Raw genomic sequence first — 12,610 nt, forward strand, 5'->3', positions numbered from 1 at the left:
AAAGTCAATAAATCAACAATTTAATGATATTGTTGATTGTTGGCTTTTTTGTTATTTTAGTAAAATTAAAAAAATATAAAATAAATATTGCTTATCTAAAAAATAGATGATATTATTTGTTAAATTTCTTTAACGAGATTTAATAAAACTTACAAAATTAGATAGGGGATGCAAGTATGAGCAATTTAACAAATCCAAATGATCATAAAGATCTGTCGTTTTTATTTAAATCAGTGGATCGATTGGCAGCTTTAGAAACACAAAAGAAGGCCGATACGATTATTAGTGTTCGCAAGAAGTGGGTAGCTGCTGCCATGATTGCTCTTGCTTCTGGATCTACCGTTTTATTAACTAGTAATACTGCTAATGCTGCAACTTCAGATGCTAACTCTGAAGTGCAGGTAACAGCACAAAATCAAAACACAACAGAGAATAAGACGCAAGCTAGAGATACAGCTAATAGCCATGATACTGAACAAAATGCTACAGTGCAGGCTAATTCATCTCAACAAAGTAATCAAGAAACTAATACAACTGATCAGAACAATACACCGGAAAATAATAATCAAGTACAAGCACCGGCCAATCAGGCTGATCATGTTAAAGGAAATGTTCAATCTGCATGGGACCAAGGGTATAAAGGTCAAGGTACTGTCGTAGCTGTTATTGACTCAGGAGCTGATCCAAGCCATTTCAAACAATGCCTGAAAATCCTAAGCTTTCAAAGGATGATATTCAAAAAAAGATTGAACAGCAGGGGTATGGGAAGTACGTAAATGAAAAGTTCCCATATGTTTATAACTATGCTGATAGAGACAATGATTACATTACTTCTGATGACACTAACTCAAATGATTCTCCTCACGGTCAACACGTTTCAGGTATCATTGCTGCTGATGGAAAACCAGATGGTAATAAAGAATACGTTGTCGGTGTTGCTCCAGAAGCTCAATTGATGCAATTGCGTGTTTTCGGTCAGTTCTCAGATGAAAAAACTGATGATATTGCTAAGGCTATTTACGATGCTACTAATTTAGGTGCGGATGTAATTCAAATGTCCCTTGGTCAAGGGGTTGCAGATCAGCAATTAACTAATATTGAACAAAAAGCTGTTCAATATGCAATTGATCATGGTGTGTTTGTTTCAATTTCTGCATCAAATAATGGTCATTCAGGTTCAGTTGATAATACAAGTAATGTGACTTCTGTAGAAAGTTATGAATCTGGAAGTGCAGATGGTAATTATGAACCACTTAATTCAAGTACAGTGGCCAATCCTGGTGCCTCTAAAAATGCATTAACAGTTGCTGCAGAGACTTCAGCTACTGGTAAAGATAGTGACATGGCTGGATTTTCATCTTGGGGACCGGTACAAGACTTTACTTTAAAACCTGATTTGGCTGCTCCAGGGTATCAAGTTGTTTCTACCGTCAACAATAATAATTACCAAACAATGAGTGGAACCTCAATGGCTGGTCCATTCGCAGCAGCAAGTGCTGCACTGGTAATGCAACGGCTAAAGAAAACTAATCCTGAATTAAAAGGAGCGCAGTTGGTTGCTGCTACTAAAGCTCTTTTAATGAACAGTGCTAAACCTCAAACGCAAAATGGGTATACTACACCTGTTTCTCCACGTAGACAGGGTGCCGGACAAATCGATGTTGGTGCTGCGACTTCGAATCCAGTTTATGTAATTACTGATGATGGAACAAGTTCAGTCTCACTTCATCAAGTTAAAGAAAACACTCCATTTACTTTAACTTTCCATAATCTAACAGATCAAGAACAAGTTTATACTTTTGATGATTTTGGTGGTGGGTATACTGAGCAAAGGGATAGCGATACTGGAGTTTATCATGATATTCAATTAGCGGGTGCACGTGTTTATGGTGAAAACTCATTTAGTTTAGCTCCTAAAGAAACTAAACAGGTTACGTATTCCTTAAATCTAAATGGCTTAAACAACAATCAATTAGTAGAAGGATTTTTAAGATTCACCAATACTAATGATAAATCTACAGTTTCAGTACCATATTTAGCTTACTATGGTGACTTAACCAGTGAAAATATTTTTGATCAAAATGCTAATGAAGAACACCCCGACATCCAGGGAAATCGATTCGTTAATGAACAAAATTATCCTCGTGGTGTTGCTGATCAAGAATCATTAAAGCAACTTGTTAATGTAGAAGGAGATTACAACTGGCAAGAAGTTGCAAAATTGTATGAAAGCGGAAAGGTAGCCTTCTCACCAAATAACGACAATAAGAGTGATCTTCTTAAACCATATACTTATTTGAAACAAAATGTTAAGGATTTAAAAGCTGTGTCCTTGACGCTCAAGGTAATGTCGTAAGAGTTGTTGCAGATGTGCAAGGTGTAGATAAGTCTTATGATGAAAACGGAGTAACTAAAGATACAAGCTTATCAGTTTCAATGAGAGATAATCCTGATGCGTTTGAATGGGACGGCAAGGTATATAATAGTAAAACTGGTCAAATGGAAGTTGCTAAAGATGGTAATTATACTTATAGATTAGTAGCTACACTTTGGAATGAAGGACCTCATCAAGTGCAAACTGCAGATTTCCCTGTAGTAATTGATACTGTTGCACCAACATTGTCTAATGTGAAATATGATGAAGCCACGAATACTTTAAGCGGTGAATACCAAGATACTGGGGCTGGCTTTACTAATTATTCATATGCGACAGTTACAGTTAACGATAAAGTCTTCGGCTATAAACTTAGTGATAGCCAGTCGGCTTTTGATAATGCTGAAAAGACAAAAGGACATTTCAGTTTTACTTTGGACAAGAATGCGGTTGCTGCGTTATCAAACGCTGAAAATAAGGTAAGTGTTGCCTTGAGTGATGTGGCTGATAATACTGCAGTTTACAGTGTTGATGTAGCAGGAAAAGATATTAATGAACCTGCAGTTAGTGTTTGGAATGCTACTAATGGATTAGCATTTGATCAAAATTCTACTAGTTACAATAATGATACTAAGACTTACACGTTAATTGGTGGAGCAAATCAAGATTTCTATTTGAATGGTAAATTAGTTCAGGTTCAAAATGGTCAGTATTCTGTTCCTGTTGATGTCAATTCAACTAACTTGGTATTTAGCACTGATGCTACTGGTAAAAATGTGTTAAAGAATTTCTCAACTGTAACTCCAAAAGCATTCTTTAATTGGCAAGTTACTGACACTTTTGCAGGTAACTTTGGTGTTTCAATCAACTCTGTTGAAACTAATCGAAAAGATGATGTAGTTGTTCAAGCTGCTGTACCTAAAGGTGAAAATGTCCAAGCTTTTGCTAAAGATTACTTTACAGGTGAATTATATACAGGTGAAGTTAATGATGGGGTAGCTACATTCCATGTACATACTTCAATTAATGGTGGCAAGCGTGCATTATTAACTGGTTGGACTGTTGTTAATGGACCATCTTACAATGATAAGCAAGAAACTAGTCAAAGAGGCGTAGCAAGTTCAAATCACCTGGGTGTTTACTATGAAGTAGATGCAGCTGATCGTCCAGTTTATACTAACCGTGATCAGTTAGGTGTTGAAGTAAAAGACGAGGCAGCAAATGTGGATGCATTTGGTCCAGGAGCATATCCAGGACATGCCCCATCTGATTTGACGACTAGAACAGCTCCTAATCCAAACATTCATTTTGATTATATGAATGATAATGATACTACTCGTTTTGGTCAAAACGCAGTATTAAAGGGTTACTATGATCCCACTACAATGAAGTTTACGGTAACTGGTAATGTAGACGATAATGTAACTAGCTTAACTGTCTTGAGTGATAGTTCCAATGAAAATGACCCTGCAAATCAAGTTAAACTATATCAAAATGGTAAGTTTAGCTTTGCCGTGACTGCAAATAGTACTGGTCAACGTCCAATTGCTTATCTTTATAGGACGAAGGACGGTCAAACTGTTCGTGGTACATTAAATCTTATCTTAGACACAGTAAAACCAACTCTTGAAGTCAACCAAGTTAATGGTAATGAACTTGAGCTTTGGACTAATAATCCTAAATTTGTTTTATCAGGTAAGGTAAATGATAACTTGGATGGTTATAGACTCTACGTTAATGATAATAACATTTATCGTGAATTCTTAAACTCAGGTTATAATCGTTTAGAAGGTTTGAATACTGATACAGAGTTGACAAATCCATATGGCGATCATGAATTTGAGCAAGTTGAAAATCTTAACGATAATAATGATCAACCGACTACTCATATCTTTACTGTTAATGTAGTAGATCAGGCTGGAAACACCGTCACCAAGAAGCTAACTGTGCATTTTGATCCTAACTATGTTGTACCTACAGACAATACAAATGTAGTAGTTGACACTAGCACGAGTGACACAGATGGAGTTACTGAAACAAAACCAATTGATCCTTTAGTAGGTAAATCATTTAAATTATTGCATAATGCATATCTTTATGATCAAAATGGTGAAGTTGTTTTGACTGATGTTGAGAATGCTAAGAGCTTGCTCAAAAAAGGACAGACAATCGTTGCATTGGATAATGCTAAAGTAACATTTATCAATGGCGTTAAGTTTTATAGAGTAGGCAACAATACTTTTGTTAAAACGGCAAATACTGTTCTTCAAGCACCTAAGAGACTCAAGCTGACTCACAATGCTTATGTTTACGATCAAAAAGGTAATGTTGTCAAAAAACATGGCAAGAAAGTTTTACTTAAGAAGAATCAATGGATTAGTGCATTGAACAATGCAGATAAATATGTAATCAAGGGTAGGTTATATTACAAATTAGCTGATGGTCAATTTGTAAAAGTGGCTAATACTGTTACTAAAGTTGTTAAATTGAAGAAAACAGTATTAAGCTAGAAGTAAATAGTCAAAAAAGCGAACAACTATTGCAAAGATTCTTTAAAGAGCGGCACATACGGAAAGCGGTATGTGCCGCTTTTTTACATGAAAATAATTACATCAGAGTATAAGTTTGATTAAAGCGGAAATTTAGAATTATGGAATAAATAGTTAAGCATAGTAGAGGATAATTTTTATGACTAAAAAAGAGATCAAGTAGAAAATATATGCTACTTGATCTCTTTTAAAGTTTTAATGACATATTTGATACAAGGAGAATTACCAATTATGATTTTATTTCAAAATTAGAGAGGGGAAATCTAAGCTAATTTATTGATCCATTTTTTCCATTCATTACGGTAATTACCTGCAGCTTCAGATGTCATTCTAGGATCATATGATTTAGAAGATTTAGTACCATTCATGTGATCCAGTGCATTCATGGCACTGCCTAAAGCACTGAGTTCAGAAATATCAGCAATTTTAACATTTCTTTGAGTTATATTACTAAGATACTGCATTAAATATTTATTGTGAATCATACCACCATCGGTATGAATTTCATGATTCAACTTAGGATATAATTGTTTAAATTCAGTCAAAATATCAGCAATCTGGTAAACTAAAGAATTTAATGTTGCTCTAATTAGTTCTTTTTTACTAGTAGTTGCTGTCATATTGACGAAGGCTGCTTTCATATCGGGTTTCCAGTAAGGTGCACCTAGCCCAGCAAAAGCTGGAATTAATATAGTATGGTCTTGAGGATTTGCTGTAAGAGCTAGATCAGCCGTTTCTTCAGGAGTATTGATTAATTTTAAGTTATTCTTTAGCCAGGTGATACAAGCACCAGCATAGTTGATATTACCTTCAAGAACATAGGAAGTTTTTCCATTTAGAGACCAGGCGATGGAAGTATTAAGTTTATTGTTGATATTTTGAGGAAGATTATTACCAATATTAAGCATTACAGATGAGCCAGTTCCAAAGGTGACTTTAAAATCACCAGGTTTAAAACAACCATGTGCAAATAAAGCAGCCTGAGAGTCGCCTAAAATACTCAAAATAGGAATTGGATTTGGTAGTAAACCAAAAAGATCGGTATCACCAAAATGTGCATTTGAATCAACAATCTCGGGTAAATTGTCAATATCTACACCAAATATTTCACCCAATTCAGGATCCCATTTACCAGTGTGGATATTCATTAATTGGGTTCTACATGCGTTGGAAGGCTCTGTTTTAAAGGCTTGACCGTTGGTTAATTGATAAACTAACCAACTATCCATAGTACCTAAACAGAGATCATTGTTTTCATGCGCTTGAATAACACGAGATTCATTGAGCAGCATCCAGCCCCATTTAGCACCCGTAAAGTATGGTGAAAGGGCCAAGCCAGTCTTATTTTTAACAATATTTGTTAACTCTGGATATGAAATCTTTTTAATTAAATTTTCGGCTCGATTATCCTGCCAAACAATTGTATGACAAAGGGGTTCACCGGTTTTACGAGACCAAGCAGCGGCTGATTCTCTCTGATTAGTGATAGCTAAAGCTTCAATTTGATCAGGAGTTACCTGATTAAGACATGATTTAAATAATTCGAATAAATTATGTCTTATTTCAGACAGATCATGGCTAACCCAACCTTGGCTATTGATAATTTGTTTGTGAGGGAGTGAAGTTTTCCAAGAAATTTGGTCGTGATGATCTATTAGAATTGCTTTAGTTCCTTGTGTACTTTGATCAATTGCTAGGATGTATTTTTCTGGCATAAAAATCACCTAGACTTACTTTAAAATTTCTGCAACAGACTTCGTAATACCTTCAGCATCAAGACCATAATAGTGAAATACTTCATCTTGAGTACCTTGAATAGCTGGCTTGTCTGGAAAACCTAAAACTTGGAGTTTAGCATGACCATATTTTGCTACTTCAGTCGCTACAGCAGCACCAATACCATTAATTACATCATGTTCTTCAACAGTTACAATTTGATCAAATTGTTGTGCTAATTTGCTGATCAGTTCTCTGTCTAATGGCTTAATGGATACTAAGTCCACAACTTCTGCACTAATACCTTTTTCTGCTAATTTTTCCGCTGCTTTAAGAGCAAAGTAGAGAGTTTCACCAGTAGAAATTAAGCAGATATCTTTACCTTCACGAATAATGTTTGCTTTACCAGGTACGAAATCCATGTCTTCATGATAAACATTGTCAAGCTTACGCTTACCAATACGAACATAAGCTGGTTTATCTGATTTTACTAAGTATTCAAATAAAGCTTTAGTTTGGTATTTATCACATGGTTGATAAACTTCTAAGTCTGGAATTGCACGTGTGATAGCTACATCATTAAGTGAATGGTGAGTGTTACCTAGCCAAGTGTAAGAGTTACCTCCTGAAATACCAATTAATTTAACATTATTTTTATTAAATGCGACATCAACTTTAACTTGTTCAATCGAACGCATTGCTAAAAATGAAGCAGGAGAGAAGACAAAGGGATGCTTACCTTCATGAGCCATACCAGCTGCAACAGTTACAGCATTTTGTTCAGCAATCCCCATTTCAATAGTACGATCCGGATGAGCATTACAAAATGGTACTAAACCAGCAGAACCACGTGAGTCACATGTGACAACTAATAAGTTAGGGTCTGTTGCAGTAGCTTTATCTAAAGTGTCAGCAATAACAGCATTTGCAGTTAATTTTTCATCAGTGTTAGTCATTGTTAAGAGCCTCCATTTGTGCATCTAGTTCACGTAATCCTTCTTGATATTCTGCTTCGGTTGGAATCTTGTGGTGCCAATCTGCACGATTCTCTGCAGCAGTAATTCCTTTGCCTTTTACAGTATTGGCGACGATCAATCTAGGTTTGTTTGTGTTGTTAGGCTTAGTCAAAATATCTACTAAAGCAGCAAGATCATTTCCGTCTACTTCTTGGACATCCCAGCCAAAAGCACGATATTTATCACTGATAGGATTTGAACGCATTACTGAATCAGTAGTCCCAGTAATTTGCAAATCATTATGGTCGACAATTGCAGTCAAATTATCAAGACTATAATTTGCTGCTGACATTGCGGCTTCCCAAACGGAACCTTCGGCTTGTTCACCATCACCCATTAAGACGTAGGTATGCTTAGGAGAATTATCCATCTTTGCAGCCAAAGCAACACCGACCCCTAGTCCTAAGCCGTGACCTAATGAACCAGTGTGAAATTCCATTCCTTTGACATCAGTTGTAGGGTGACCAATGTATGGGCTATTAAAAGTTGAATATCTTTTTTCTAGGTCATCACGATCAATGTAACCTCTGTCTGCTAATACTTCATACCAAATCTCAACAGCGTGACCTTTACTTTGGATATATGTATCAACATCTTTTTGATCAAAATTATCAGCATTTTGGTTCATTACACTATAATAGAGTGCAACTAGAATGTCAGCACAAGATAAATCTGAACCTGTGTGACCATTTTTATGATTATAAATTAATTGCCAAGTTCTTTTTCTTAGCTCAACAGCCTTTTTCTTTAATTCAAGAGTATCCATAAAAAACACCTCATTTGATAAATCACTTGTAAAAGCTTACAAAATGAGAGTATCATGTTTATAAAGAGTTTAGTTATGTTAATTATTTAGTTTAGCTTAAGTTAGCGAATTTTATTTAAGAAAGAAAACCAAAATGAAGTTAAAAATGAGTGATATTGCGCGACTAGCTGGTGTTTCTAAAGCTGCGGTTTCGTTTGCTTTGAACGGTAAACCTGGTGTTAGTGAAGAAACAAGAAAGAAAATCTTTCAAGTAATTAAAGAACAAGGTTATGAACCATTGCGAAAGCACAAACCGGGTGGTGTAAGAAAATTAGCTAGTATCAGTTTAGTTATTATTAGAGACCAATCAGGTATGATGAATCGGAATTATGGTAGTTTGCCATTTTTTGATACTCTAGTTTCTTCACTATCACAATATGTTGGTGGTTTTGGTGGTCAGATGCAAATTGTAAATCTCAATATAAATCATTTGAGCACTGATTTAAGCAATAGTGAAGTGCTTCGACAATCTCAAGCAGCTATTGTTTTAGCAACTGATTTAAAAAAAGAACATGTTAAATTGTTAAATCAGAGAATTCATAATGCAATTTTTATTGATAATTACTTTGAAGATATAGACACTGATTTTGTTTCAATTGACAATTTACAAGGAGCTTATACAGCTGGAAAATACATTATTGATCGGGGTTATCGCGAGATCGGTTATGTTGCCTCAGAGCACGTAATTTCTAACTTTTTGCAAAGAAGAGCAGGATTTAGAAAAGCGATGAAAGAAGCAAATATACAAATTCCGCCTGAATATGTTTTTAGCCTAAATCCGACGGAATTGATGGGAACACTTCCCGAATTAAAGAATAAATTACCCCAAGCTATTTTTTGTGAAGATGATTATATGGCTTTGCGTCTGCTTAAAGAATTGACTAGACAAGGAATCAAGGTCCCCGAGGATGTCGCAATTATAGGATTTGATGATATTTCTGAGGATACTATGGTTACACCAGAATTAACAACTATTCATGTGCCTATCGCTCAAATTGTTACACAAGCTATTAATCAACTACAAAGTAAGGTTTCGGAACGTGATTGGCTAGCGCAAAAATGTTTTATATCAACTAAGCTGATAAAACGAGAATCATTATAAATAATTAGTTAAGCTTAATTAAGTAAAAACTACATTGAACAAGTCTTTATTTTAGTTTATATTTTTAACTGTAAGCGAATACAAGAATATAAACTGAATTGGAGGCTATTTTTATATGGTTGATAAGAAGAGCTTGAGACAAATAAAAATTGGCTTTGCTTCTACGAGAAGAAATATTTTTTCTGCTACAGCTGCAATTGAATTTGCGGATAAAACTCGTCAGAAGCTGGATGAATTAGGTGTAAACTACGTCGATATTAAAGATGTAAATGACGATGGTCTTCTTTATGACGATGCAGGACTGGAAAAAATTACTAAAAAATTTAAAGAAGAACAAATTGATGGTTTGTTTATTGCTAATGAGAACTTCGGTACTGAATATGAAGTCGCTCGATTAGCTGCTAAATTTAATGTTCCTGTTCTTCTTTGGGGGCCAAGGGATGAGGCTCCTGCACCAGATGGTTCACGAAGACGTGATACCCAATGTGGCTTGTTCGCAATTGGCAAAGTTTTACGTCATTTTAACGTTCCATTTACTTATATCAGAAATAGTGATATTGATGATCCATCATTTAGTCGTGGAGTAATCGATTTTATTAAGGTATGTAATGTTGTAAAGACATTTAGAAATACTAGAATCTTACAAATTGGTACTCGTCCATTTGATTTCTGGTCAGTAATTGTTAATGAAGGTGAGTTGCTTGAAAAGTTTGGCATTCAACTTTCACCAATTCCATTGGGTGAACTTACTTCTTACATGAATGATTTGATTGAGAAGAATGATCCACGGATTGAAGAAACTAAGGATGTTTACCGTAAGTGGGCTGATATTAAGATTAAAGATGAAGATTTTACCAAGGTCGCTGCATTGAAACTTGCTATGCAAGATAAGATGAAAGAGTATGGCTGTAATGCTGGTACTATTCAGTGTTGGACTGAATTACAGCGTGAAATTGGTATCTTGCCTTATGCTTCTGAAGCACTTCTTCAAACTGAAGGGATGCCAGTAACTTGTGAAACTGATATTAACGGTGCTATTTCAGAAGTTTTGGCAGAAGCAGCAACATTAGGGGATGAAAGAGCATTATTTGCGGATGTAAACTGTCGCCATCCTGAAAATGAAAATGGTGAATTGCTTCAACACTTAGGAACTTTTGCTTTCCAAACTGCTAAGAATCGTCCAGTTTTACCACCATCTCACTTTGTTTTTGATTATCCTGGCTCAGCAGCCTTCCAAGTTAAGGATGGTACCTATACTTTAGTCAGATTTGATGGTGATCATGGCAAGTATTCAATGCTGATTGGTAATGCAAAAACCTGTGAAGGCCCGTACGAACAAGGTACATATGCATGGTTCCAATTCAAGGACTTGAATAGATTTGAAGCTAAGTACGTCTATGGTCCATATATTCACCACATGGCAGGTGTTCGTGCCGATGTTGTGCCAATTTTGGCTGAAGCAGGTAAATATATTAACGTTAAGCCGGATTACTTCGATCCAATTGAAAACAAGGTAGCAGAATATTGGTATGGTGACCTTGATACTATCTTGGATGATGATCAGAAGTAAAAATAATATTCATATATAGTCATTTATAAAGAATTTTAGTTAAGCCTAATTAATTAAATCTACAATTTAATTTAGAATAGAATTTGTTATTCTATAGTTGCAAAAGGAAATGCTTTATATTTTTATACAGTTGTAAATTACTATTTTTAGGAGGAAGAAAAATGAGCTCTGCTAAAAAGTTAAATGGTAAAGAGAAATTACAAAAAGTAATTTCAACCATTCAGGGTAATAGGTATTTACAATCAGTTACTAGTGGTTTGGCATCTACTCTAGCCATTATGGTTATTGGTGCTTTTAGTTCATTGCTGGGATCAATGAACATCGGTGATTATCAAAAATGGATAGCACCTATTAGATCTTATATTGAATTACCTGTTAATTTTACTACAAATTTAGTGGCCGTTTATGCAGCTTTTACTATTGGCTATAGTTTAACCAAGAGTTTCAAGTTAAATGGGATGCAAGGGGGATTAACTTCATTGCTTTCATTTATGTTAGTTACACCAGTTGCAAATGTTACCATCTCCAAAAATCCAACTACAGTTTTACCATTCCAATGGTTAGGTGCAGCAGGATTATTCGCTGCAATTATAGTAGGATTAATTTCAGCTAGATTATATGTTTATATCGTACAACACAACTGGACATTAAAAATGCCAGCAGGTGTACCACCGATGATTTCTAATTCATTTGCCGCTCTGGTCCCTACTATTATTGTTGCGATACTTTTTACTATTGTTGCGATAATCTTTAGTAAAACACCTTTTGGTAGTTTGCATCAAGCAGTATATGGGTTAATTCAGACTCCACTTACACATTTGGGTAATACACTTACTGCGACTATGATTGTTATTTTTATGATGCAACTGCTTTGGGTATTGGGTATTCATGGTGGAATGGTAGGAATATCAATTATGAGTCCTATCTGGACTGCAATGACTTTAGCAAATTTAAAGGCATTTAGAGCAGGTCAACCTAGACCTTATATAATTGGCGGTTTATCATCATTTGTTATGATTACTCCTATGTTGGGATTAGTGATTTGCCTTCTTTTCTTTGTTAAGAGTCGACAATTAAAAACTGTTGGTAAACTAGGCGCTCCAGGAGCCTTGTTTGGGATACATGAACCTTTGATTTTTGGGCTACCAATAGTTCTTAATGCATATTTAGCAGTACCGTATATTTTAGCACCTTTAGCATGTTTATTAATTTCATATATTTCTGTTAGAACTGGGCTAATTCCTGTTGATATGGGAATGCAGGTGCCGTTTGGAACACCAGTAATTTTGGATCAACTCTTACGAGGCAGTTGGAAGTATGTCGTTCTTGAATTAGCACTGATTCCGGTATGTACTTTGATTTATTATCCATTTGTAAGAGCATACGATAAATTATTGCTTGCAAATGAGAAAAAGGCTGTTGAAGCTGAAGAGAAAAACAAAAATTAATTAATTTAAATTGTATTTGATAGTGTGGTG

Annotated in this window: 6 protein-coding genes and 1 pseudogene; 4 read left to right on the forward strand and 3 right to left on the reverse strand. The window is 35.2% G+C overall.

Translation table 11 applies throughout. From position 1 onward, the window contains the following. Window positions 1-176 precede the first annotated feature (176 nt). Window positions 177-4,884 (forward strand): annotated as a pseudogene (locus CP363_RS02620) (S8 family serine peptidase). Window positions 4,885-5,186: 302 nt separating this feature from the next. On the opposite strand, the gene CP363_RS02625 reads toward CP363_RS02620, so the two are convergent. From CP363_RS02625 to CP363_RS02635, 3 genes are read right to left on the reverse strand one after another with little or no spacing between them, the layout of a single operon-like run. After that, on the reverse strand, window positions 5,187-6,638 hold the full coding sequence (locus tag CP363_RS02625; RefSeq protein ID WP_098035783.1) for a glycerol kinase: 1,452 nt from the start codon (window positions 6,636-6,638) through the stop codon (window positions 5,187-5,189). Window positions 6,639-6,653: 15 nt separating this feature from the next. Further along, window positions 6,654-7,595, reverse strand: a complete 942-nt coding sequence (locus CP363_RS02630; RefSeq protein ID WP_098035784.1) for a transketolase family protein — start codon at window positions 7,593-7,595, stop codon at window positions 6,654-6,656. Beyond that, complete coding sequence (locus CP363_RS02635; RefSeq protein WP_098035785.1) at window positions 7,588-8,421, reverse strand: transketolase; 834 nt, start codon at window positions 8,419-8,421, stop codon at window positions 7,588-7,590. The genes CP363_RS02630 and CP363_RS02635 overlap by 8 nt, the downstream gene beginning before the upstream one ends. A gap of 133 nt (window positions 8,422-8,554) precedes the next feature. On the opposite strand from CP363_RS02635, the gene CP363_RS02640 reads away from it, so the two are divergent. The 3 genes from CP363_RS02640 (at window position 8,555) to CP363_RS02650 (ending at window position 12,580) form a co-directional block, all read left to right on the forward strand. Then, the gene (locus CP363_RS02640) at window positions 8,555-9,562 is read left to right on the forward strand and encodes a LacI family DNA-binding transcriptional regulator (protein WP_098035786.1); all 1,008 of its coding nucleotides are present in this window, start codon (window positions 8,555-8,557) and stop codon (window positions 9,560-9,562) included. A gap of 115 nt (window positions 9,563-9,677) precedes the next feature. After that, a complete protein-coding gene (locus CP363_RS02645; protein ID WP_098035787.1) occupies window positions 9,678-11,132 on the forward strand; it encodes an L-fucose/L-arabinose isomerase family protein in 1,455 nt (484 codons plus the stop codon). 161 nt (window positions 11,133-11,293) lie between these two features. Next, window positions 11,294-12,580: a PTS sugar transporter subunit IIC gene (locus CP363_RS02650; protein WP_098035788.1), complete on the forward strand. Its 1,287-nt coding sequence runs from the start codon at window positions 11,294-11,296 to the stop codon at window positions 12,578-12,580. The last annotated feature ends 30 nt before the right edge of the window (window positions 12,581-12,610 follow it).

Origin of the sequence: Lactobacillus sp. UMNPBX12 (assembly GCF_002553955.1) — a bacterium.
Taxonomy (GTDB): Bacteria; Bacillota; Bacilli; order Lactobacillales; family Lactobacillaceae; genus Lactobacillus; species Lactobacillus crispatus.